Origin of the sequence: Mesorhizobium sp. M00.F.Ca.ET.216.01.1.1, from assembly GCF_004010325.2 — a bacterium.
GTDB lineage: Bacteria > Pseudomonadota > Alphaproteobacteria > Rhizobiales > Rhizobiaceae > Mesorhizobium.
This window is the reverse complement of sequence record NZ_SADR02000001.1, coordinates 176700-200523: the sequence shown is the minus strand read 5'-3', so window position 1 is coordinate 200523 and position 23824 is coordinate 176700. Positions and strand designations below refer to the sequence as shown.

Annotated in this window: 23 protein-coding genes and 1 pseudogene; 8 read left to right on the top strand and 16 right to left on the bottom strand. The window is 61.9% G+C overall.

All coding sequences use genetic code 11. The features are described from left to right. Positions 1-2: 2 nt before the first annotated feature. The 10 genes and pseudogenes from EN859_RS01035 to EN859_RS00990 all read right to left on the bottom strand — a co-directional run bounded on the left by EN859_RS01035 (position 3) and on the right by EN859_RS00990 (position 7677). Positions 3-575, bottom strand: a complete 573-nt coding sequence (locus EN859_RS01035) for a DUF3299 domain-containing protein (protein WP_127851988.1) — start codon at positions 573-575, stop codon at positions 3-5. A gap of 46 nt (positions 576-621) precedes the next feature. Further along, positions 622-1200 carry a GNAT family N-acetyltransferase gene (locus EN859_RS01030; protein WP_127851987.1) on the bottom strand — a complete coding sequence of 193 codons (579 nt, stop codon included), beginning with the start codon at positions 1198-1200 and terminating at the stop codon, positions 622-624. Next, a complete protein-coding gene (locus EN859_RS01025; RefSeq protein ID WP_127851986.1) occupies positions 1163-1864 on the bottom strand; it encodes a DNA alkylation repair protein in 702 nt (233 codons plus the stop codon). Before EN859_RS01025 ends, EN859_RS01030 begins: the two co-directional genes overlap by 38 nt. Before the next feature lie 13 nt (positions 1865-1877). Then, positions 1878-2753 (bottom strand): annotated as a pseudogene (locus EN859_RS01020) (NAD(P)-dependent oxidoreductase); the annotation flags it as partial. Between the two features lie 58 nt (positions 2754-2811). Beyond that, positions 2812-3741 (bottom strand): ABC transporter permease, encoded by a 930-nt coding sequence (locus EN859_RS01015; protein WP_127851984.1) that lies wholly within the window; start codon positions 3739-3741, stop codon positions 2812-2814. Further along, positions 3738-4451 (bottom strand): ABC transporter permease, encoded by a 714-nt coding sequence (locus EN859_RS01010; RefSeq protein ID WP_127851983.1) that lies wholly within the window; start codon positions 4449-4451, stop codon positions 3738-3740. The genes EN859_RS01015 and EN859_RS01010 overlap by 4 nt, the downstream gene beginning before the upstream one ends. A 120-nt stretch (positions 4452-4571) precedes the next feature. After that, positions 4572-5354: an ABC transporter substrate-binding protein gene (locus tag EN859_RS01005; RefSeq protein WP_127851982.1), complete on the bottom strand. Its 783-nt coding sequence runs from the start codon at positions 5352-5354 to the stop codon at positions 4572-4574. Between the two features lie 202 nt (positions 5355-5556). Then, positions 5557-6066, bottom strand: a complete 510-nt coding sequence (gene mobB / locus EN859_RS01000; protein ID WP_127851981.1) for a molybdopterin-guanine dinucleotide biosynthesis protein B — start codon at positions 6064-6066, stop codon at positions 5557-5559. Then, positions 6063-6689, bottom strand: a complete 627-nt coding sequence (gene mobA, locus EN859_RS00995) for a molybdenum cofactor guanylyltransferase MobA (protein WP_127851980.1) — start codon at positions 6687-6689, stop codon at positions 6063-6065. Before mobA ends, mobB begins: the two co-directional genes overlap by 4 nt. 67 nt (positions 6690-6756) lie before the next feature. Beyond that, positions 6757-7677 carry a DMT family transporter gene (locus tag EN859_RS00990; RefSeq protein ID WP_127851979.1) on the bottom strand — a complete coding sequence of 307 codons (921 nt, stop codon included), beginning with the start codon at positions 7675-7677 and terminating at the stop codon, positions 6757-6759. 307 nt (positions 7678-7984) lie between these two features. On the opposite strand from EN859_RS00990, the gene EN859_RS00985 reads away from it, so the two are divergent. Continuing rightward, the gene (locus EN859_RS00985; protein ID WP_189501611.1) at positions 7985-8548 is read left to right on the top strand and encodes a DUF1579 family protein; all 564 of its coding nucleotides are present in this window, start codon (positions 7985-7987) and stop codon (positions 8546-8548) included. 52 nt (positions 8549-8600) lie between these two features. Here EN859_RS00985 and EN859_RS00980 read toward each other — a convergent pair whose 3' ends face one another. Beyond that, entirely contained in the window at positions 8601-9074 is a 474-nt protein-coding gene (locus EN859_RS00980) for a hypothetical protein (protein WP_127851977.1), read from the bottom strand. A gap of 55 nt (positions 9075-9129) precedes the next feature. Then, positions 9130-10125: a GTP 3',8-cyclase MoaA gene (gene moaA / locus EN859_RS00975; protein WP_127851976.1), complete on the bottom strand. Its 996-nt coding sequence runs from the start codon at positions 10123-10125 to the stop codon at positions 9130-9132. Between the two features lie 199 nt (positions 10126-10324). Here moaA and EN859_RS00970 point away from each other — a divergent pair, with 199 nt between their 5' ends. Further along, positions 10325-10678: a DUF971 domain-containing protein gene (locus EN859_RS00970; RefSeq protein WP_127851975.1), complete on the top strand. Its 354-nt coding sequence runs from the start codon at positions 10325-10327 to the stop codon at positions 10676-10678. A gap of 70 nt (positions 10679-10748) precedes the next feature. Beyond that, positions 10749-11360, top strand: a complete 612-nt coding sequence (locus EN859_RS00965) for a pyridoxamine 5'-phosphate oxidase family protein (RefSeq protein ID WP_127851974.1) — start codon at positions 10749-10751, stop codon at positions 11358-11360. Between the two features lie 9 nt (positions 11361-11369). Here EN859_RS00965 and EN859_RS00960 read toward each other — a convergent pair whose 3' ends face one another. Continuing rightward, the gene (locus tag EN859_RS00960) at positions 11370-11822 is read right to left on the bottom strand and encodes a MarR family transcriptional regulator (protein ID WP_127851973.1); all 453 of its coding nucleotides are present in this window, start codon (positions 11820-11822) and stop codon (positions 11370-11372) included. 47 nt (positions 11823-11869) lie between these two features. On the opposite strand from EN859_RS00960, the gene EN859_RS00955 reads away from it, so the two are divergent. Next, the gene (locus tag EN859_RS00955; RefSeq protein ID WP_127851972.1) at positions 11870-12781 is read left to right on the top strand and encodes an alpha/beta hydrolase; all 912 of its coding nucleotides are present in this window, start codon (positions 11870-11872) and stop codon (positions 12779-12781) included. Positions 12782-12797: 16 nt separating this feature from the next. Here EN859_RS00955 and EN859_RS00950 read toward each other — a convergent pair whose 3' ends face one another. Continuing rightward, positions 12798-13412: a TetR/AcrR family transcriptional regulator gene (locus EN859_RS00950; protein ID WP_127851971.1), complete on the bottom strand. Its 615-nt coding sequence runs from the start codon at positions 13410-13412 to the stop codon at positions 12798-12800. Between the two features lie 100 nt (positions 13413-13512). Between EN859_RS00950 and EN859_RS00945 the strand changes: the two genes are divergently transcribed. Continuing rightward, positions 13513-14241, top strand: a complete 729-nt coding sequence (locus EN859_RS00945; RefSeq protein WP_127851970.1) for an SDR family oxidoreductase — start codon at positions 13513-13515, stop codon at positions 14239-14241. Positions 14242-14454: 213 nt separating this feature from the next. After that, positions 14455-16341: a murein L,D-transpeptidase gene (locus EN859_RS00940; RefSeq protein WP_127851969.1), complete on the top strand. Its 1887-nt coding sequence runs from the start codon at positions 14455-14457 to the stop codon at positions 16339-16341. On the opposite strand, the gene EN859_RS00935 is transcribed toward EN859_RS00940, so the two are convergent. After that, positions 16338-16808, bottom strand: coding sequence for a hypothetical protein (locus EN859_RS00935; RefSeq protein ID WP_127851968.1), 471 nt, complete (start codon positions 16806-16808; stop codon positions 16338-16340). The genes EN859_RS00940 and EN859_RS00935 overlap by 4 nt on opposite strands. Before the next feature lie 216 nt (positions 16809-17024). Then, positions 17025-17282, bottom strand: coding sequence for a PepSY domain-containing protein (locus EN859_RS00930; RefSeq protein ID WP_127851967.1), 258 nt, complete (start codon positions 17280-17282; stop codon positions 17025-17027). A 376-nt stretch (positions 17283-17658) separates the two neighbouring features. On the opposite strand from EN859_RS00930, the gene EN859_RS00925 reads away from it, so the two are divergent. Next, positions 17659-19434 (top strand): tetratricopeptide repeat protein, encoded by a 1776-nt coding sequence (locus EN859_RS00925; RefSeq protein ID WP_127851966.1) that lies wholly within the window; start codon positions 17659-17661, stop codon positions 19432-19434. A gap of 133 nt (positions 19435-19567) precedes the next feature. Continuing rightward, positions 19568-23797, top strand: coding sequence for a cytochrome P450 (locus EN859_RS00920; protein WP_127851965.1), 4230 nt, complete (start codon positions 19568-19570; stop codon positions 23795-23797). Positions 23798-23824: the final 27 nt, after the last annotated feature.

The following is a 23824-nucleotide window of genomic DNA, read 5'->3' as shown; positions in this document are numbered from 1 at the left end:
CGTTAGCTCTTCTTTTTGTTGAGGAAACTCCAGGGCGAGATCACCGGCAGCGTGATCGTGTCGGGAACCGTGTCGACGCGCGCCACCTCTGCCTTGCGCACCGTATAACCCGACTGGATGACGCTGACCCCGTCGAGGATGAAAAGCTGGCTTTTCTCCATGCCCGGCTTCAGCGCGCCGGTGACCGAAACGGGCTCATATGCCTCCGACATCCTGTAGGGATGGGCCGGCGTGACGAGAACGATCTGGTTGGGCGGCGGCGTCGGCATGTGGCTGCACGCACCTGTCCACGGCACCAGCAGGAACTGGTAGACAAGATCACCGTCGCGATCGACCGGCAGCGCGTAGCCTGCCAGTTGGACGGTCTTGTCCTGCAGGTTGAGCGACAGCGTCTCGCCGTGGTCGGGCATTTTTGCCGCGATCATCGGCAGGCCGACGCTTTCGGCGGCGGCCTGGGTCGCCGGGCGCAGATCCTTCCAGAATATGCGCGCGGTTTCAGCCGAGGCGTTAGCAGGGGCAATGGACACGAACAACGCGGCTGCCAGGGCCAAGCCTGATTTGAGACGATTACGCATCGGCAGTTCCTTTTGACATCGAGTAAAGCCGCGGTCGCCGGCAGCGTCAACGTTCCAACCGCATCACATGCCGGCGCGAGCCGGTCATGCCGATCTCGCGGAACCCGCGGGCGACGAACATGTTGCGAAACCCCATGAAGCTGTAGCTGGGTGATGCCTGATCGACCGGGTAGGCCTCGATCGTGCTCGCGCCTTTGGCGAATGCGTGATCGATGGCAGCATCGAGCAGCGCTGCCGCCAATCCGCCGCCGCGCAAGGCTCTCGGTACATAGAAGCAGACGATCGACCAGACATCTGTCTCGGTGTCGTCCTGCTGCCGCGACAGCTTGCGGTAGGTTTCACGCGGCGCGACCGAGCACCAGCCGACGGTCCTGCCTTCGAGATGGGCGACAATCCCGACCGGTGTGCCGGCCTCGATGAGCGCCATCATCGCGCGTTTCTTCTCGTCGTTGGGCACGTGCTCGCGGCTGGAGAGAAGGCGCCAGGCCATGCACCAGCAATATTTCGGCGCACCTGGCTGCTCGAACAGGTTCTCGAAATCGGCGCGCGTCGATCGTGTCACCTCAGTGAAACCGATGTCGGCTCCGTCAAGCTTTCCTAGCGAGCCGCTCGAGCGTTTTGACATCGGAAAGTTCCTTGACTGCATCCTTGCCGATCCAGCGCGCTGTCTTGTCAGTCGATTGCGCCAGCCTTTCGGCAACAGCAAGGGCAGGGCCGTGCAAGCCCATCGATCGCTTGCCGATTTGACGGAGCGCCCAGTTGACCGCCTTCCTGACGAAATTGCGTGGATCGCCTGCATGCGCTTCGACCAATGGCAGATAGGAGACGAAAGTCGCGTCCGGCTCCTTCTTCAGGTGCACCGCTGCCCACGCCAGCATGGCAAAAGCGGTGCGGCGCACGAATTCGCGCTCGTCGGCGGCGAATTCGTCGACCAACTCGCGCCAGAACGGCGTATCAGCAAACAGGTCCGAGACGCTGTCGACGATCTCCCAGGAATCGAAGTTGCCGGCCCAGCGCCGGCATTGATCGATGGTGACTTTCTTGGGCTCGCCGGTGAACGCTGCCATAAGCCGCGCCTCGCGTATGCCGCTGTCCCACAGCACCAGCGCGCGCTCGTGGTTGCATTTCACCTTGCGCGCCAGCGGGCGCAGGTCGGAATTGCCGACGCCGAGCGCGGTTGCTGTGTTGATGCCGAACCGCGCCATGCCGGCACGGTTCTCCGCAGTGCCGATTGCCCTCAGATGGGCGACGATCGCATCTGCGGTCCAGCTTGGATCGGGCAGGGGCATCGCCGCAAAAGCCTTATCTTTCCAGCCGCGCCAGCAGAGAAGAGGTATCCCAGCGCCTGCCGCCCATCTCCTGCACATCCTTGTAGAACTGGTCGACAAGCGCCGCCACCGGCAGTTTCGCGCCATTGCGGTCGGCCTCGGCGAGGCAGATGCCGAGATCCTTGCGCATCCAGTCGACGGCAAAGCCGAAATCATACTTGCCGGCATTCATCGTCTTGTACCGGTTCTCCATCTGCCACGAACCGGCAGCACCTTTCGAAATCACCTCGATGACCTTTTCGATGTCGAGCCCGGCCTTCTTGCCGAAATGGATGCCCTCGGCCAGTCCCTGGACGAGGCCGGCAATAACGATCTGGTTGATCATCTTGGTGAGTTGGCCGGCACCTGCCGGCCCCATCAGCCCGACCATGCGAGCATAGGCGTCAATCACGGGTTTGGCTTTACCGAAGGCTTTTTGCTCACCGCCGACCATGACGGTCAGCGCGCCGTTTTCCGCGCCGGCCTGGCCGCCGGAAACCGGCGCGTCGAGGAAAGAAAACCCTTGCGCTTCAGCCTTCTCGGCCAGTTCGCGGGCGACTTCGGCCGACGCCGTGGTGTTGTCGATATAGACCGCGCCCTTCTTCATCGACTTGAAGGCGCCTTCGGCACCTGTAGTCACCGCGCGCACGTCGTCGTCATTGCCGACGCAGGAGAAGACGAAATCCTTGCCGTCTGCGGCTTCGGCTGGAGTTGCAGCGACGCTGCCGCCATGCTGGCCAACCCATTGCTCGGCCTTCGCCCTGGTGCGGTTGTAGACGGTGACGTCGTGGCCGCCCTTGTTCCTGAGGTGCCCGGCCATCGGATAACCCATGACGCCAAGACCGAGAAATGCCACCGATGCCATGTTTTCGAATCCCTTAGAAGCCTGCTTTCCGGCCTTCTTACCGGATCAGGCAGGGTGATGGGAGTCAGCGGTGCAAGTGTATCGTGATGCGCCGTTCGATCCATTCGATCCCATGGCGCAGCGTTTCGACAATGACCAGATAGATAATCGCCGCCCACAAATAGGACTGGAAGTCGAACGTGCGCGAATAGGTGAGCCGCGTGATACCCATCAGGTCGTAGACGGTGATGATGGCGACGATCGCCGAGCCCTTGATCATCAGGATGATCTCGTTGCCATAGGGTCGCAAGGCGACGATCAGCGCTTGCGGCAGGACGATCTTCCACAATGTCTGCAGTTTGTGCAGACCGAGCGAGGCTGCACCTTCCCACTGGCCCCTCGGCACGCTCTGGATCGCACCGCGCAGGATTTCGGCCTGATAGGCGGCGGTGTTGAGCGAGAAGGCGAAAATTGCGCAGTTGAACGCTTCGCGGAAGAAATCCCAAAGGGTCAATCTTGCGATCGTAATCCCAAGGGGAATATCCAGTTGAGGTAAGTAGTCTCCTAAGGGAACTGCAAGCCAGTTACTGACAACAGGGAGATACAACGCAACGGCCTGAAGCTGCGGCCGGAACGAGCCGACGCCGTAGTAGACGAGGAAAGTCTGGGCAAGCAGCGGCGTGCCGCGGAAAAAATAGACATAGGCATAGGCGAGCCCGGACAGGACCCGGTTCTTCGACATGCGGGCATAGGCTATCGGTACCGACAGGATCGCGCCGAGCACGATCGAGATGGAAACCAGAAGAAGCGTTACGCCAAGGCCCGTCATATAGGACGGTGCGTATTTCGCGAAAAGCTCGCCGTTCCAAGCGAGAACGAGATAGGCGACGATCCCGGCGAGAAAAGCACCCCACAGGCAGACCAGCGCATAGCCGAGGATACGGTGCCGCGGCCAGCCGCGAGGCAGCGCCGGCGGCCGCTCGACCTCGGCGGCGTCGGTGGCGACAACGCTCATCGTTGCACCTCCTGCCGCCCTACCGCACGTTCGATCGCATGAATGCCGAAGGAGGATACGATGGCGAGAAGCAGATAGATCAGGCCGGCGACACTGAAAAACAGGAACGCATGCTTGGTGACGCGGGCGGCGACGCCCGCCTGCCGCAATATGTCGGTGAGGCCAACGGCAGACACCAGTGCGGTGTCCTTGAGCAAGATCAGCCACAAATTGGCAAGGCCGGGCAAGGCGATGCGGATAAGCTGCGGCAGCACCACGAGGCGCATCGTCTGGCCGCTGGACAGCCCGATCGAATACCCTCCCTCGTACTGTCCCTTCGGGATGGCACGGAATGCCGACAGGAAGACCTCGCTGGCGTAGGACGAGAAGACGACGCCGAGCGCGATCATGCCGGAAACAAAAGCGTTCACTTCGACCGTGGCGGCCGGGTCATAGAGGCGCATCACTCGCTGGATGCCGATCTGGGCACCGAAAAAGATCATGAACAGGGTCAGCAGTTCAGGCAGTCCACGGAAGATCGTGGTGTAGATATTGCCAGCCAACCGCAGCGACGGTTCATTGGATTGCTTGGCCAGTGAGACCATAAAGCCGATTATCAGACCGACCGGCAGGGTCGCGGCGGCAAGCAAAACGGTGATGAAAACGCCATAGCCGATGTCGTCGAGCCAGCCCTCAGGGCCCCAACTGAGAAGCGTCCATACGCTCTGCATCCGCCTGCCTGTTCTCCCGCATCTGCTCTTTTGAGAGCCGCGCCTGCGTCACCCGTCCTGCGCGGCGTCTTTATGAGAACGGCGGGACTGTCCCCGCCGTTCTCAGGTCGATCCTGAGGATCAGGATTCGCCGCCGTAGACGTCGAACTTGAAGTACTTGTCGTTGATTTCCTTGTACTTTCCGTTGGCGCGAATGGCGTCGATCGCCGCATTGAACTGGTTGACCAGGTCGGTCTCGCCCTTGCGCACCGCGATGCCGGCGCCCGGGCCGTGGATCTTCTCGTCGGGCTTGATCGTACCGATCAGCTTGCAGCAGGCGCCATCAGGCGAATCCAGCCACTGCTGCAGCACGACGATGTCGTCATTGGCGGCATCGAGGCGGCCGTTGGCGAGGTCGAGTTGGTATTCCTGCGCGGTCGGGTAGGGCTTGATGGTGCTGTCGGTGTAGGTTGCGGTCGAATAGTTGAAGTGCGTGGTCGAACCCTGTACGCCGATCGTCTTACCGGCTAGGTCTTCCTTGCTCACGCCCTTGATGTCGCTGTCTTTCGGCGCGACGATCGCTGGCGGCGTGTTGTAGTATTTGTGGGTGAAGTCGACCTTCTCGGCGCGCTCCGGCGTGATCGACATCGACGCGACGATGGCGTCGAACTTGCCGGCCTGAAGCGCCGGGATGATGCCGTCCCAATCCTGCGCGACGAAGGTGCACTTCACCTTCATCTCGTCGCAGAGTGCCTTGGCGATGTCGATATCGAAGCCAACGAGCTGGCCGTCGGCGGTCAGATTGTTGAAGGGCGGATAGGCTCCCTCCGTGCCGATCCGCAAGGTTTTTTCCTGCGCCTGGGCAACGCCAAGTGTCAGTAGCGCTGCCGAAGCGGCAAGCGCGATACGCAATGCAATACGCATGATGATCCTCTCTTTATTGTCCCGGCCGTCGTTCCAAACGGCTCTGTGGGCGGTGCTTTTGACCGCCCGCTACAGCGATACTCCCACTCTTTCCCCAAAAAAAGCAACTGTAAAACCGTTGCTTGCGAGATTTGCATCGCCAACCAAAGGTGACGCTGGGTGAGACGCTGGAACCGGCAGGGAGGGCGGTCGAGCGATGCCGTCAGCGCGTCAGGCCCGTGACGCGCTCAATAAAGTCGGCTATCGATTTGGTGTCGTCGAGATCGAACACCGGCAGGCCTTCTCCGTCGATCGCAAAGTCGGCGGCAATGGCGACGATATGCGGGTCATTTGCCGAAAGCGGCGTCCGGTCCTTCGCCTCCATCCGCCGCGTCTCGATCTTGCTGTGTCCCTCGCGCTTGTAGCCCTCGACCAGGACGATGTCGGACGGCGCGAGCCGCGACAGGATCGCATCCAGCGTCGGCTCGTCCTCGCCGCGCAATTCATGCATCAGCGCCCAGCGTCGGCCCGACACGACCGCAACCTCCACGGCGCCGGCCTGGCGGTGGCGAAAGCTGTCCGCACCCGGCTTGTCGATGTCGAAATCGTGATGGGCATGTTTCACCGTCGACACCTTCCAGCCGCGCCGGACAAGTTCGCTGACCAGCCTTTCGGTCAGTGTCGTCTTGCCGGAATTCTTCCAGCCGGTGATGCCGAAAACGCGCTTGGTCATGGCTCCACGCTCTGCAGCAGACGCCCGGCTACTGCAAGATCGTCGGGCGTGTTGATGTTGAAGAACGGATCGATCTCGCGCCCGCCGGATTTCAGCATCGGAAATTCCACTTCGACAAAGCCATGCCGGTCGATGAAGGCGGAAACCCGCCGGTTGCCCTCATCGACCAGGAAACGCCGCAAGGCATCGTGAAGTTCTGCCGGCCACAGCGCAAAGGTCGGATGCCGCTTGCCGCCGGAACAGGCGACTGCGATCGAGCCCGGGCGCTCGTCGGCCGCCGCAACCAGCCGCTCAACGAGATTCTTTGGCAGGAAAGGCGTGTCGCCGGCAACCGTCACCACCGCATCGCAGGCCATGGACGCCCATTCGAGGCCGGTCAGAATCCCGGCAAGCGGTCCGGCAAAGCCCTCCACGGTATCGGCAAGCACCGGCAGTCCGAATCCAGCAAACCGCGCCGGATCGCCGTTGGCGCTGAGTGCCAGTGGCCCCACCTGTGGGGCAAGGCGCGAAACGATGCGGCTCAGCAGGCTGCCATCGCCGAATGAAAGCAGCGTCTTGTCGCCGCCACCCATTCGTCGCGACTGGCCGCCAGCCAGTATGATCCCCGCAACGTCTTGGCTCATCGCTCGCCGCCTATGCGCCAGCCCTCGAAATCAGAGCGTTTCAAATCGGGCTGCCTTCAAATCGGACTTATATGCCGTCCGGAGCCATGTCCGGTCCAGCACTTTCAGCGGCGGTTTTTCGCCGGCCAACAACCCTTTCGCGGTAGAGTGCGTAGAGGCCAGAGCCGATGATCACGGTGGCGCCGAGGATCATCGGCAGGTCGGGAACGTCGCCGAAGATGGTGAGGCCGAGCAGGATCGACCAGAGCAGGGCCGTGTAGCGGAACGGCGCGATGAAGGAGATATCGCCCGCCCGCATGGCCATGATGATGAATTGATAGCCGATGAGCACCAGCACCGCCGCCAGCGCCAGGAAGGCCGTGCTTTCTCCCGTCATTGGTGTCCAGCCACCCATCGGCGAAAGCAGTGCCGCGCCCAGGACTGTCATGGCAAGCGCCGTGGCAGTCGACACGAGCAGCGTCGGAATGGCTTGCGGTATCCGCTTGGTGGCGAGATCGCGGACCGCACAACAGGCGACGCTGGTTAGCGCGAGCAGCGAAAAGACGCTGAACCCTTCGAAGCCTGGCCGAACGATGATCAGCACGCCGGCAAAACCGACGGCGATGGCCAGCCAGCGCCGCCACCCGACGCCCTCGTTAAACACAAGGGCTGCACCCATCGTCACCGCCAGCGGCAGCGCCTGCAGAACGGCCGAGACATTGGCGATCGGCAAATGCGCAAGAGCGACGAGGAAGCTTACGGTGGCGCCAGCTTCGCCGAGCACGCGTATCGCCACCATTGGCTGCAGCATCGAGCCCGGCAAGGCAAGTGCGCCACGCTGCCATGCCAGCAGGCCAACGAAAAGCGAAGCGAAGGCGCCGCGGATCAGCATGACTTGCGCCATGTTCATCGATTCCGACGAGACCTTGGTGATGGCGTCGTTGAGGGTGAAGCCGACCATGGCCACAACCATGAACAGCGCGCCACGAATATTTGGGGAAAAGGGCAAGGCGATTACCGGTTCTGCTTTTCGCCAAGCCTGTAGCAGCCGGTCACAAAACAGCAACGTCAAAGGACTGGGCCACGACCGGAGCGCCGGGTAAATCGAAAGGCCCGCAGCTCAAAAAGGATTTTTCGACGACATCTAATTTGGCCCGTAAAATCTGTCAGAATCGCTATTTATAGGCTTCTGACCCTATCCTGCGAGGTGATCCATCATGGTGAAAAAGCGAGGCAATACAACCCGGCTTGGCACAAGCCGCAAGCGGCATGTTTCGTCGACATTTCGGTTTTCTTCCGCTCTTGCGGCTGTCCTCATGTTGGCGGCGCCGGCGTTCGCCGACAACGGCACTTCGGCGTCGGCTGTCGAAAAAATGTCGGCGCCGGGTCCCGAGGCCGATCAGCTCGCGCGTCGTCTCGGCAAATGGAATGTCGTCAATACGATCTGGCCCACGCCCGGCGCCCAGCCGATCGTGATGACCGGGCTTGTGGCCGAGCGCACGATGATCGGCCCTTTCATGCAGGAGGTGATGCGCCCGGCTCCTGGCTCCAAAATCCCCGATTTCCAGCGCATTGCCTATCTGAGCTATGACCGGGTGGAAGGCCGCTGGAAATATGTTTCCATGGATACCCGGTTCCCGGCCGGGATCATGCCCGCCTGGAGTTTTGGAGGCGAAGAGCACGGCAAGATTTCGCTGCTGTTCGAGCCGCTTGGCTTTGTCGGCTTCGGGCCCGAGGTCGAAGGGCGGTTCACGGCCTCGGATTTCGTCATTACCAAGGATGGCGACAACCACGAAGTGGCCGAGCAGCATTTCCTTCAGGCCAATGGCAGCGGTAAGAAATGGCTCGCCGTGCAATACGACTATACGCGTCAGCCTTGATTCGTCAGGAAAAACAACCGGCTGCGAATAAGCTCCAGAGGTGGCCGGATGCTCACGGCCCCCTGAGGCTGCCGGCGATGGCACCGACGAGCGGGTCGTATTTCGATTTCAGGGCTGGCGGATAGTCGATCCAGACCGTGCGGATGACACCGTCTTTCCCGAACAGACGGCGTTCGTAGAAGATGTTCTCGCCTCTGATGCCCGACAGCACCGCCCAGTCCTTGCCGGTCTTGCTGTAGGTGATCTTGTAGCCAGGTTCCTTGCTGGCCTTCTCGGCGGCGACGAAGCCTTCCGGGGTGTCGTCATCGATATTGAGGATGCCCGAACAGATCAGGCCGGCGCCATCGGTCGCGAGCCACTTTTGTCCATCGCCATTGTCCGGCTCAGGCTGGCGAAGAGTGAAGATCTCATCCGGAAAGGTGCAGACGGTGCCGAAGCGTGCATTGGTATAAGTGAACGGCGCGGCAGTTGCGTCGGACGTAGCAATCGCGGCCAAAGATGCCAGAATCGAGAAGAAATGCTTCATGCCATCACCCCCAGCCAATGACTGGAGGCGATCTTGCATGAAATCGGCGAAAAAATCAGCCGCCGGTGACGCTCATATGCCGCGACACCGAGGGGCGGTTGGTGCGCCGGTCGATGATGAAATCATGGCCCTTCGGCTTGCGGCTGATGGCCTCATCGATGGCGCTGGCGACCAGTTCGTTGCCTTCCGAGGCACGCAACGGTGCGCGCAGGTCGGCGGCGTCTTCCTGGCCGAGGCACATATAGAGCGTGCCGGTGCAGGTCAGCCGGACGCGGTTGCAGCTCTCGCAGAAATTATGCGTCATCGGCGTGATGAAGCCGAGCCTGCCGCCGGTCTCGGTGACATGGACGTAGCGGGCCGGGCCGCCGGTCTTGTAGGGGATGTCGGTCAGCGTGAACTGGCGCTCCAATGTGGCGCGCAGCAGCGACAGCGGCAGATACTGGTCGGTGCGGTCGGCGTCGATCTCGCCCATCGGCATGGTTTCGATGACGGTGAGGTCCATGCCTCGGCCGTGCGCCCAGCGCAGCATTTCTGGTAGCTCGGCATCATTGAAGTCCTTCAACGCGACTGCGTTGAGCTTCACCTTCAGGCCCGCAGCCTGCGCCGCGTCGATGCCCTCCATGACCTTGCCGAGATTGCCCCAGCGGGTGATCTGGTGGAACTTGTCGGCGTCGAGCGTATCCAGCGAGACATTGATGCGCTTGACCCCGCAATCGGCGAGTTCCGCGGCGAAGCGCGAAAGCTGCGAGCCGTTGGTGGTCAGCGTTAGTTCTTCCAGCGCTCCGCTTTTCAGGTGCCGCGAAAGCTGGCGCACCAGATGCATGATGTTCTTGCGCACCAGCGGTTCGCCGCCGGTGAGGCGCAGCTTCCTGACGCCCTTTTCGATGAAGACGGTGCAGAGCCGGTCGAGTTCCTCCAGCGACAGCAGATCCTTCTTGGGCAGGAACGTCATGTCCTCTGCCATGCAATAGGTGCAGCGGAAATCGCAACGGTCGGTGACCGACACCCGCAGATAGCTGATCGTGCGACCGAAAGGATCGATCATGTCCATGCTATGTGTTTCCCGTTGGCCGCGAACGACTTCGTTATATATGGCTATGTGATACGATCCAACCTGCCATTCAAGATAGCCGTTCTCGATCTTTGGTAACATTTCCTGGCCGACATCTCTTGTCGGCCGGCGCTAAATAGCCTTTTCCCGTTGGGCGAAGCGGCGTAGGGAAGGGCGGATTGATGCGGGATCCACCACCATGCCAGCGCCGAAAGAACTAAGGGTCTCGAAGGACCGCAAGCTGCTCACCGTGACGTTCCCGGATCATCAACCGTTCGAGCTGCCGGCTGAGCTTTTACGCGTTGCCTCGCCTTCGGCCGAAGTGCAGGGCCATTCGCCCGAACAGCGGGTCACCGTCCCTGGCAAGCGCGACGTTGCGATCCTGAAGATCGAACCGGTCGGCAACTATGCCGTCCGCATCACCTTCGACGATTTCCACGACACTGGCATCTTCACCTGGAACTACCTGCATACGCTGGGTCACGAGAAGGAGGCGCGCTGGGCCGCCTATCTCGCCGAGCTCGAGGAAAAAGGCCTAAGCCGCGATCGCTAGCTCCCAGTCATCCATTGTCGCGAAAGCATTATGGACCAGGAGTAACGGCGGCGGGCATTCGGAGACGAAAATGTCCGCTATCACCACGGTCGAACAGCTCGAAGCCCTCTACGGCCTGCCCGGCGAAACCTCGCTGGTCAAGGAACTCGACCACGTCATTCCTGAATACGCTGCCTTCATCGAAGCTTCGCCTTTCGTGGCGTTGGCGACCAGCGGACCGGAAGGTCTGGACTGCTCGCCGCGCGGCGATCTTGCCGGCTTCGTCCGCATCCATGATCCGAAAACCCTGATGATGCCGGACCGGCGCGGCAACAACCGTGCCGATTCGCTCCGAAATATCCTTCGCGATCCGCGGGTTGGTCTTCTGTTCCTGGTACCCGGCTCCGGCACGACGCTGCGCATCAATGGCCGCGCCCGGATCACCACCGACCCCGAGCTGTGCGCCTCGTTCAGTGTCGACGGCAAGCCGGCCCGTTCGGTCACCGTCATTTCAGTCGATTCGGTCTATTTCCAGTGTGCCCGCGCCATCCACCGCTCGGAACTATGGAACCCAGCCAGGCATGTCGATCCGAAGTCGCTGCCGACACCCGGGCAGATACTGGAAATCACCAGCCGCAAGAATATCGACGGCGAGGCCTATGACAAGGAATGGCCGGAGCGCGCAAAAAAGTCGATGTGGTAAAGACGCGCGTCAGACAGTCTTCAGCACGTCGGCGACCTTACGCATCTGCTCGCCGATCATGTCGCACTCTTCCGGCGTCGACTGACTCATCGCCTTTTCGATAAGCGCCATGTGGACCTTCAGCGCCTGCATCAGCAGTTCCGTGCCGGCTTCGGTCAAGGTCAGGCGCAGCACTCGCTTGTCCTTTTCGTCGCCTTCACGCCGCAGCAGGCCGCGCGCTTCGAGCTGCGGCAAAAGCATGGTGATGTTAGAGCGGCCGACCAGCAGCCGGCGGGCGAGATCGTGCTGAGACATGCCGGGATGGCGATAAAGGTTCATCAGCACGTCAAGCTGCGCCGGCTTCAGATCCAGCGGCGCGAGCTTCACCGCCAGCGTGCGTTCCAGCACATGGCAGGCGCGCGCCACCGCGACCCAGTTGCGAAAACGCGGGTTGTCCCAGGGCAGCTCTTGCTTAATGTTCATGTTTGAACTATTATGTTCATGCTTGAACGAATGGATGGATCGCCACTATGGCATCATTTGGACTGAAGGTCATCCGGGGCGTGTTTGCGGCGGCCGAACATGTGGCCCCGCGTCTCAGCGGGCGCGCGGCGTTCGAATTGTTCTGCCGCACGCCGAACGTGAAGGCACTGAGCGAAGGTGAGCGTCGCGCCGTCGAGCGCGCCGCCGATTTCATGGTTGAGGCGCGCCACCATCGGCTGAAGACAAAAACCGGCTGCGTCATGGTGCATGAATTCCGGCCCGAGCCGGGCAGGCGGGCTGCCGGCACCGTGCTCGTCATCCATGGCTGGCGTTCGCGAACCGAATATATGCGCGCGCTGATCGAAGGCTATCGCGACGCCGGCTACAGAGTTGTCTCGCTCGACCTGCCGGGGCACGGCCAGTCGCAAGGACGCCGTCTGACAATGGTCAACGCGGTCGATGCGGCGCGGATTGCCGGCGAATGGTTCGGCCCATTTGTGGCGGTCGTCGGCCATTCCTTCGGTGGTGCCGTCGCCGCCAATGCCATCGCCGGTTCGATTGGGAACATCCCGCCGCTGGCGGCCGGGCGGCTGGTGCTGATCGCGGCGCCGAGTTCCTTGCCGGCGATCTTTGCCGACTTCAGCCGCATGCTCAATGTCGGCCCGCGCTCGCAGGTCGCCATGGCCGATCGGGTCGAACGCATCGCCGGCCGGCCGCTTCGCGAATTCACCGGCGACCGTCAGCTTGCCCATACGCCGGTGCCAACGCTGGTCATCCATGCGCCGGACGACCGCGAGGTCTCCGCCGACCACGCAAGGCTCTATGCCGGCGCCGGCGATCACGTCCGGCTTTACTGGGCCGAGGGGCTTGGCCACCGCCGCATTCTCGCCGACAAGGGCGTGATCGAATGCGCCGTCGGTTTTGTTGCCGGCCACCGGGAACCGGTATCGCTGCATTAAGCGCAGCCGGCCTTCGTCACGCCGCGTCAGCTCCGGCCATCGCCTTCCAGGCCGCCATCGCCCCGGTCACGGTCGCCAGGAGCGCCGCGCGCGACGCGCCATCGCGCGCCTGGATCGACATGCCGTGCTGGACGGTTGCAAAGAAAGTCGCGGCCGTGCCGCAGTCGAAATCCGTCGGCAATTCGCCTTTCGCCACGCCATGTTCAAGCCGTCTCAGCAGGGCGGTGCGGTTTTCGGCGCGGCGGCGGCGCAGATCATCGCAGATGACGCCGCGGCTCGAGTCCTCATGCAGTGCGCCGAGCGCGATCAGGCAACCGTGCGGACGATCTTTCTGCGAATAGGCTTTGGCCGTCTGGCGCAGGAAGCGCTCGATCGCCTGGCATGCCGTCGGTGCCTTCTCCAGCGCGGACCAGATGTCGGTGCCCTCGACCCGCGTGTAGAGCTCGGTCGCCTCGAGGAAGAGCGCTTCCTTGCTGCCGAAGGCGGCATAGAGGCTGGGTGAGTTGATGCCCATTGCGGCCGTCAGCTCGCTAATCGACGCACCTTCATAGCCCTTGACCCAAAACACCTCCATCGCGCGCCGCAAGGCGGCGGCTCGATCGAAGGTGCGGGGGCGGCCTCGTTCCGGCATGGCATCCATTTCTGTGTTGATTGATACATAAATCAGTTGACGCCCTCGGGCAAGGCTGGCAGATATTTATGTATTGATCGTTACAAAAACGGAGAAATGAATGTCATCCAACAGTTTGAACGGCAAGGCCGCGCTGGTCACCGGCGGCAGCCGCGGCATTGGTGCGGCGATTGCACGAAGGCTCGCGGCCGATGGCACCAGCAGCAGTGAGCACCAGGCCCGCATGGTCGGCGGGGAAATCGAGGCAACTGGGGGCCATGCCATTGCCATCAAGGCCGACAACCGCCACGCCACCGCCATCGAAAGGGCTGTCGCTGACGCAGTGAGGGCCTTCGGGCGGCTCGACATCCTCGTCAACAGCGCCGGCATCTGGCGCGCCGCGCCGATTGATACTCTGTCGCTCGCCGACTTCGATGGAACCATGGAGGTCAATCTCCGAGCCCCGTTCGTTGCTTCGAAGGCGGCCGCAGCGCATATGGGCGAGGGCGGCAGGATCATCTCGATCGGCAGCAATCTGGCGGAGCGTGTCACCGACACCAGCCTCAGCGCCTATTCGACCAGCAAGGCGGCGCTGGTCGGCTTGACCAAGGCATTGGCGCGCGATCTCGGTTCGCGCGGCATCACCGCCAACGTCGTTCATCCCGGCTCGACCGATACCGATATGAACCCGGCAACCGGCCCGCATGCCGAACACCAGCGCCAGAAGATGGCGACGCCTCGCTTCGGCAAGGCCGAAGAGATCGCCGGCATGGTCGCTTGGCTTGCCGGTCCCGAAGGGCGATTCGTGACCGGCGCCGCGCTGACAATCGATGGTGGCGCCAACGCCTGACACGTCGCTCCCTTTTACGGGCGGAGCGGACCAAAATTCGCCCCGGCCGTAACGGTCTTGTGAAACCGTTCTGCAACAGACCCCCGCGAAATTTATGGAAGCTTAACGAAATCGGTATGAATCAGTATGGTCGCGCCTTACATCCGCCATGTGGTGGGCAAGACCGTCTAGCGGCGCGGAACGGGAACCGGTTGCAACCGGAGCGGGTGATTCATGAAGTTCCTCGGAAACAGAGCAACTCTGCTGCCGCTTGCTGCGGTCGCGGCAACGCTGGCCTTCGGTGTGCCGCAGGCAGGCGCGCAGGGGCTGTTCGAGATGCTTTTCGGCGGCGGTATCAGGCACGCGCCGCAAGGCGACTTCCCCCCGCCGCCGAAGTACAGGGCGAGACCAGATGTGCCGGCCAATGGCGGCGGCGGTGCCAGGATCAGCGGCCCATCTTATTACACGTACAAGGCCGACCGGCTGGTGCGCGTCGATTTCACGGCGCTGATGGCAGCACCACAGCCGGCGACCCCGCAGGACGCTGCCTTTGTGCCGTCGCTCACCAGCAACGCCTTCCGCGAAGCGATTGCCGGGCTCGGCGACTATGAGTTCTATGCCGAACCTAACATTGCCAAGGCGTTGATCGCCTATTACTCGGCCAATCCGGATTTCATCTGGGTGACCGGGACCGGCCCCAACATTCGCGCGCAGGATGCGGTGCGGGTGCTCGGCGAAGCGGCAAGCTATGGGCTGGCGCCGGCCGACTATACGGTCGAAGTGCCGGTCGCCGGCGTATCGACCGCCAGTCCCGACGAACGTCTGAAAGAGCTCGTCCGCTTTGAAATGGCGCTGTCGGCGCGCGTCCTGCGCTACGCCCACGACGCACAGAGCGGCCGCGTCGATCCCAATCGCATGACCGGCTACTATGATTTTCCGCCCAAGCCGCTCGACATGGAAGGCGCTCTAAAAACGCTGGCGCACACCCAGCAAGTGCGCACCTATCTCGAATCGCGGCATCCGCAGAACCCGGAATACCAGGCGCTGCGCGTCGAACTGGAAGCGCTCCAGGCCAGCGCGGAAAACGAAATCGTCGTCGATCCCAAGCTGTTGCTGAAGCCCGGCGAGACCAGTCCTGAACTGCCGAAGCTTTTGACGCTTATCGCACGCAATCTCGACGACGAAACGGGCGGCGACTATGGCGAAACCCTGGCCAGGCTCGGTACCAGCGAGGTCTATGATCCGGAGCTGTTGCCTGTGATCAAGGCGGTGCAGAAGAGGGCCGGCATGAAAGGCGACGGCGTCATCGGGCCACGCACGGTTGCATCGCTGGCCGGCACGTCCAAAGCCGACAAGATTCAGAAAGTGCAGGTCGCGCTTGAAGAGCTGCGCTGGTTGCCATCCGATCTCGGCAGTCCGCGCGTCTTCATCAACCAGCCGGCGTTCACGGCAAGCTATATCGACAATGGCGAGGAGAAGTTGAAGACCCGCGCCGTCATCGGCAGAACCACCAACCAGACCGCCTTCTTCTATGACCAAATCGAGCAGGTCGATTTCCACCCCTATTGGGGCGTGCCGCAATCGATCATCGTCAATGAGATGCTGCCCCGGCTGCGCAGCGATCCGGGCTATCTCGACCGCGCCGGCTACGAGGTGACCGATTCGCGCGGCAAGCGCATTCCCTCGTCGGCGGTCGACTGGGGTGCTTACGGTGCGAAGATACCCTATAGCGTGCGCCAGCAGCCGAGCGAGGCCAATGCGCTGGGCGAACTGAAGATCCTGTTCCCCAACAAGCACGCCATCTACATGCATGACACGCCGCAGAAGTCGTTTTTCGAGCGTGACATGCGAGCTCTCAGCCACGGCTGCGTTCGCCTGCAGGATCCGCGCGGCATGGCAGCGGCCGTGCTCGGCACCTCGGTCGATTATATCGCGGAAAAGTTGAAGCATGGACATTCGACCGAGAATGTGACGCGTACGATCCCGGTCTATGTCGCCTATTTCACGGCCTGGCCTGACATGTCCGGCAAGGTCGAATACTTCGACGACGTCTACGATCGGGACACAAAGCTTCAGCAGGCGCTTGCCGCGACCGAGGCGATGCGCTCGCCATCGACCTAAATTCTAGCAATGAGAAGCGGACGCCGGAATCCGGCGTCCCGCCCCGCGATCAGCCAATAGACCAGACCCGCGATGAGACCGGCGGCGGCGATGATGCCGATATCGGGCCAGCGTTCGGGATCCTCCGGCGCAGCCGGCCAGATCAGGGCAAAGCCGGCAGCTAACGCCGCGGCGCTGAAAAGCATGTGCAGCAGGAAATTGCGCAGCGAAAAGAATTCGGCAATCAGTGCGAAGACGAGCGTTTGCAGGCCGGTCAGCACGATCGTCAGGAAATAGATGAACATGCCGAGCGGCGGCACCACCAGCGCCGCGATCGGAGTAACGCCCATCACGTCGAAATATCCCGGTGCGCCGGGCAGCGCACTGAGTGCCGCATAGATCGCCACCACCGCGATCAGCCCGACCAGCACGGCAACCAGATAGCCGGTGAGCATCATCAGGACGCGTTTCAATACGTGCCTTGCCATCGTCGTGCACCCATGCCTCGCAACCATCGCGCATGACCCGCGAAAATCGATTCCGATTTTCGCTTGGGATTACGCGCAAAAGCGCGGCGCTACAACCGCAGTCAGCCATCAAAGCTGTATCACGCAAGGTATGTGGAAATGCACCTGGAAGCCGAAGCCTTGCGATATCAGGCGGCCAGTGTCTTGACGGGCGGGATCGATGCGGTGGCAGCGCTGTTATTTCGGCTCGGCCTTCACCGGGTCGTAGGTGATTTCGACTTTCGCCTTGTCGGTCGTGTAGTAGGTCACGGTGTAGGCGCCGCTATCCCAATCGACCTCTTTCACGTAGCGAAAGTCGGGGCGTTGCTCGACCTTGGCGATGATCTCAGACAGCTTCTTGGCATTTGGCACCGGCGGCGGCTCTTCATCAGCGGCAAAAGCTGATCCGCCGATGAGAAACGCTGCAACACTGGCCGCCAAAACAACAGTACGCATACCTGTTCCTCATCCGATGTCGGCGTGGACTGGGTAAAAACTCGCTTCCATGCGCGTTTGTTCCACTGCGCCAAGGCGCAGCCTGTTCCTTACTTCCAGGCGTTTCGACAGAACTGCGCAAAAATCATTGAATTCCAATAGCAAACGCGTCTTCGGCACCTCCTCTAACCAGCAGCTAGTGTGGCCGTTGCGACGACCTCCGAGTAATCGGCTGGACCGATTGATCGTGGTAGAGGTTTCTCCAAGACCCTGCTAAACTTCGCGTTCTGGCGGGGTGCCAACCTGACGGGAGTTTTCTGTCAGCAAAGCGGCGAAGTGTTCAAGAACGGGTAGTCGCCTGTGCTGGACCAGAACCAGAAGGGGCTAGGGCTTGAACATGGCTGAACGGAACTACACCCGTCAGCTGGCGACAATCATTTCCATCGATGCCGCTGGATTTTCGCGGTTTATGGGTATCGACGACGAATCCGCCGTGGCCGCATTCGAAGAGCGGCGTGATATTATCGTCGATAGCTGTGGCGCATTCGGCGGCCGGACTTTCGGCGATGCCGGCGACAGCATCATGGCCGAATTCGGCAATCCGATCGAAGCACTGCGTGCGGCCTTCGATTTCCAGGGCCGCATCCTCGCGCTCAATCAATCGGTCGCCGAGGATATGCGCATGCCCTTTCGCGCCGGCATCAACACCGGCGACGTCATCGTTCGCGGAGGCCGGCTTTATGGCGATGACGTCAATATCGCCGCCAGGATCCAAGAATTTGCCCCGCACGATGGTTTGGCCATTTCGGAGACGACATGGCACCATGTGAAGGACAAGACGACCGCTGAATTCACTGACCTTGGCGAATTCATGCTGAAGAACATCGCTCTGCCGGTGCGCGTTCTGATCGCCGGCCGCAGCAGCAATGGTTCTTCGTCGCCGACGGCATCGCTGGCGGCCATTCCACAAATCCATGGTCAGCAGAAGCCATCCCCCAAAGGTCCGCCTGCGATCGCCGTGCTGCCGTTCGGGGGCGACGGAGGCGAGCGCGACGTCGGCTACATGGCGGACGGCATCGCCGAGGACATCATCTACGGCCTTTCCAATACCCGATGGCTCTCGGTGATCGCCAAGAGCTCGAGCTTCCAGTTTCGCGACGATACCCTCGGCACGCGGGTGATCGGCAACGCACTTGGTGCGCGATATCTCGTCAGCGGTACGTTGATGCGTAACGGTGGAAAAATCCGTCTGAACACGTCGCTTGCCGATGCGTCCAACGGGCGGCTGGTCTGGTCGCAGCGGTTTGACCGCGACCTGGTCGACATATTCAATCTGCGCGACCAGATCGGCAGCGAGATCGTTTCGATGCTCGACAAGGAGGTCGACCGGGCCGAGCAGGCGCGGACCTTCCAGGTGCCGTGGGAAAGCCTTGAAACTTGGCAATTGGTGCGGCGCGGGCGCTGGCACATGAACCGTCGCACGCGCGGCGACACCGAGACTGCGCTCGAATTCTTCGAAAAGGCCTACCGCGAAGATCCGAATTCGAGCGCGGTGCTGAACGAACTGGCATGGTGGTATTTCTGGCGAGCGTGGCTGCGTTTCGGCGACAGCGACGATTTGAACAAGGTCGAGCAGTTCGCGTGCAAGGCGCTGCTGATGGACAGTCTGGATGCGCGCCCGCACGCCCATCTCGGCGTTGTCGATATCATGCGGGGAGAGCCGAGATCCGCGGTCGAACATCTTGAGGAAGCGATCCACATCAATCCGAGCTTTGCCTTTGCACGCTCGGCGATGGGCAGCGCGCACCTGTTGCTTGGCAATGCCGCTGCTGCGATACCGTTTTTTCTCGATACCGAGCGCTTGAGCCCCTTCGACCTCTACCGGTTCCACAATCTGGGGGAATTGGCGGCGGCCTACAATTTCGTCGAGGACTGGTCATCCGTAATCGCCGCCGCTGACCGTTCGCTCAACCTGTCCCCTGGCTATTTCTACGCCAGGTTCTTGAAGATCGGCGCGTTGATGAGGAGCGGCCGGAAGGACGAAGCCGAGCGGGAGCTGGCCATTTTTGCGACCAGGCACCCGGATTTCTCCGAACAGCGGGTTCGCTGGATACCCTTCGTAGACAAGGCGGCAAACGAATTCCTCATCGCCAATTTCGAGTTGGCCAAATGAGCGATCGCAGCATGATCGAGATGGCCGAACACCGATAACTGTGAAAAAACTCACATACGCGGAACCGATGCAAACCTAGGCCATATCTAGCCGGCATCGCAATGACGTGGACAGCCGGGGGGCTTGAACGCGCATGATCAGGATCAAGTATTTCGATGCCCTTCGCAAGGCCCAGAAAAGCCAGCGTCCGCTATCGGAAATGCCGCCATTCGATCTCGGACGACTCCGTTCCAAAGGTTTTGCGGCGCGCATCGCCGGCTTCTTTCTCGAAGATCCTCGCTGGCTGCTGGCTCTGCTGCGCCGGTTTTGGCCGAACCTCGCCATAGGAAATTTCCTGCTCGTCACCAGGAACGCCGACGTTCGCGACATACTAGAACGCGGTGACGAATTCGAGACGCCCTACGGCCCGGAGATGGCCGAGCTGGCGCGGGGTTCGAACTTCATTCTCGGCATGCAGGACGGCGCCGACTACCGGCGCATGAAATCATCGGTGCTGAGCGCCTTTCCGCCAGCAGAGGTCGAAGCGGTCGTCAGGCTGATCGCCGCGCGTCATTCACAGGAGATCATGACCCGCGCCAGCCCAGGCTTCAACGCGATCGCCGATCTGATGAAGATTGTTCCGGTACGCATCTGTCGCGACTATTTCGGCATCGAGATCGACGACGAATCCGAATTCGCCGACTGGTCGATAGCATTGAGCGCGTTGTTCTTTTCGGATCCGACGGCGAATGCCACTACGCGCGAACTTGCTGTGGTGGCCGGCGATCGGCTGATCAAGGTCATCGACCGCTCCATTGCAGCGATCAGGGACAGGGGGACGAAGGATGAGCGCCCGCTGGCCAGGCTGGTCTCCCTTATGGATCAGGGCCGCCTGTCACTGCCCGACATCCATTCGGTCATGCTCGGCATGATCGCCGGCTTTGTTCCGACCAATGTGCTTGCCGGCGGCAATTGCCTCGACGTGATCCTGTCACGGCCCGAAGCGCGACAGGCCATCGACGCGGCCTTGGCCGGCAACGACACCGAAAAGCTGGACAGGGCCATACTGGAAGCCATGCGCTTCAAGCCGATCTGGGTCGGCCCGTGGCGCTACACCGCGCGCGACGCGACCATCGCTAGGGGCACCCCGCGTGAGCGCCTGGTGAAAGCGGGAACCGTGGTGATGCCGGCAACGCTTTCGGCGATGTTCGATGCCGAAGCCGTGCAAAGGCCGAACGAATTCGATACGTTGCGCCCGCATCGCGATTATCTGGTGTTCGGCCATGGTATCCATCTGTGTATCGGCGCCGAAATCGCCAGGGTCCAGATCGGAGAAAGCCTGCGCGCCCTGTTCCAGAAGCAAGGCGTACGCCGCGCTCGCGGCAAGGCAGGGCGGATGACACACATCGGCGCCTACCCGGACAGCCTCAAAGTCGATTTCGAGCGACACATTCTTTGCCGGACGGTCACCCATTCCATGGTGACGGTTGTCTGCCCGGTCACCCAGGCCGCATCGCTGGACGCCATCCGCGACAAGATCGCCGGGCTCGGCAACCCGGCCAGCGAGGAGATTTGCACCGCGCTCGACGCTGCCGGCACCATCCATTTCGCCAGCCTGGCCGTTGTCGCCACAGGCGAGATGGATGACGCGTCAGGTCATGAAAGAGGCGCGCTTGTCCTCGAAATCTCCGGCGACGGCAGCACCGATGACGTCATCAATGCCGTCACGCATGCTATCGGACACAGGCTGCGGCCGATTTTCAAGGACGTCTGCGGCCTGCGTGACCGCGGCGCGCTGGATGACTTCCTGCGCACGCACAATGTCGACATCTCGCCCTCTTTCGGCAGCAACGCCGGGTTGGTGTTTTCGGGCACGCCGGGCCATTCGGTCCAGCGCATCCTGGCCGAGGCCGAGCTCGCCGAAGCTGTACGCGCCGAGGTCGAACGGCCGCGCGCCGCCAATGTCGGGGCTGCCAAGGTGCTTGACGAAGCCCGGCAGCATGTCCAGTCGTCGGGAAAGTTCGGGTGGGCATTCGAGCCCGCCGAAAGCCTGCTCGAAAGACCGCCGGGAAAGTGGTGGCGAGCCATAACGGCGACCCTGCTGGCCCCGCCTATGCTTGTTGGCGTTGCCGTGCTCGTGCTCGCCTGCTGGCGGATGACGTACGTGCTTGTGTTCGGCAATCCGGCCGGTGTCACTTTCGGCAACATCGCCATTGCCGGTACGGCACTCCTGTTGAGCGTGCTCGGACTTCTGGCGCTGGCGGCGCTGTTCCTTGGCCTATGCTTTCTGGCCTTGCGGCGGCTTGAGGACGTCGACCGTCCTCACAACACACCTGTCGATCTCGGTGCCCTGGACAAGATCCTTGCCCATGAGGACCGCGCCGCGCAGAACCATCTGACGGCGGTCTCGACGATGAAGGTTGGAACCCTGAGGCGGCTTGCGCTCAGGCTTTCTTTCTACCTGATTTCGATCTCGGCGCAGCAGATGTTCAAGCCAGGCTTTCTCGCCACCATCAACACAATCCACTTCGCCCGCTGGGTGCTGCTGCCCGGCACCAACAAGCTGATGTTCTTTTCCAACTACGGCGGTAGTTGGGAGAGCTACCTCGAGGATTTCATCGCCAAGGCCTCCGCCGGCTTGACCGGTGTCTGGAGCAACACCGAGGGCTATCCCAGAACGCGCTGGCTGTTTCTTGACGGCGCGCGCGACGGCGATCGCTTCAAGCGCTGGGCGCGCCGGCAGCAGATACCGACCCTGTTCTGGTATTCGGCCTATCCCGGCCTCAACACGCTGCGCATTCGGGCCAATTCCAGGATCAGGCGCGGCATCGCCACCGCGACGGGCAATGAAGCGCGCGACTGGCTGAGCCTGTTCGGGTCCTTGCCGCGCCCGCGAGCAACGGCGGCGGCCGCGACCAGCCTCGCAGCACCTGCTGCATCAACTGTCGAACAGTTGGAGACCGGCGAGATCCAGTCCGTGTTCTTCGGCCCGTTCGGTTCACTGGGCCATGCGCATATGCTGGCGATCGCGGTGCCGGAGAACCTTTCCAGGACCAGGCGCAAGGCGTGGCTGGAATTCATCGCCGAGCGAACCAGCTTCGGTGACGGCGTGCCGCCGGCGCGTGCGATGACCGTGGCGTTCGGTCCCGATGGCCTGCGGCGCCTCGGTCTGGACGGCGGTGTCGATGGCGATCCCCTGAACACGTTCCCCGTCGCCTTTCGCCACGGCATGGGCAACCCCGAGCGAAGCCGCATCCTGGATGATCTAGGCGAGAGCAAACCCGACAAATGGCAATGGGGCTCGCCGCAGAAACCGGTCGATGCCGTGATTGTCTGCTACGCCGAAAGCCCGGAGATCCTGAAGGCCGAGATCGGCACTATGAAGAGAAAGGCGACGGCCGCCGGCATGAAGCTCGTCGCTGAACTGCCCTTGGCGGTAAAGCGTGAAGGCAGGCGTGCGGTCGAGCATTTCGGCTTCGTCGATGGGGTCTCGCAACCGGTCGTCAGGGGCACCGCTCGTGCCAACAGCGGCGATGCCCCGATGCATCTTGTGGCGCCGGGCGAGTTCCTGTTCGGCTATCGCGACGAACATGGTTTCTATCCGGCGTCGCCTTCCGTCCAGGCGTCGCTTGACCGGGCCGGCATCCTGTCGGCGGTGCGCCGCAACCGGCAGATATCAGGCCAGCCGCCGCCTCCGCACGATTTCGGCCGCAACGGCTCCTTCCTCGTCGTGCGCCAGTTCCAGCAGCACGTCGAAACCTTCCACGATTATTGCAAGGCCGCGGCCGAACAGGCGGCGCGAGAAGCACACGATCCCGCCATCACTCCGCGCTGGATCGCCGCAAAGATGCTCGGCCGCTGGCCCGACGGTACCTCGCTGGTGCGCAATCCCGATGGCCGGCCAGGACGCAGCGCCGACAATGATTTCGCGTTCGGCGTCGAGGATCCCCAGGGGCATCGCTGTCCGCTTGGCGCCCATATACGCCGGTCGAATCCGCGCGACTCGCTTGGCGAAGATCGCGAAACCCAGATCACGATCGGCAAGCGTCACCGGATCGTCCGGGTCGGTCGCACCTATGAGAAGCGGGGCAGGAAGGGCGCGACGGTCGAAAGGGGGCTGCTCTTCATGTGCCTCAACGCCGATATCGAGCGCCAATATGAATTCATCCAGCAGACCTGGGTTTCGTCGACCTCGTTCCAGGGCCTCGTTGCCGAAAAGGACCCAACGATCGGTTCGCGCGACGGCGACGGCAGGTTCACGATTCCGTCCTGGGAACACGTCACGGTGCTGAAAGGTATCCCGCAATTCGTCACCACCCGGGGAGGGGGCTATTTCTTCATGCCGAGCCGGTCTGCGCTGAACTACCTGATTTCGCGACTCTGATTCGGGTCGGCGCTTCCTGTGTATCTA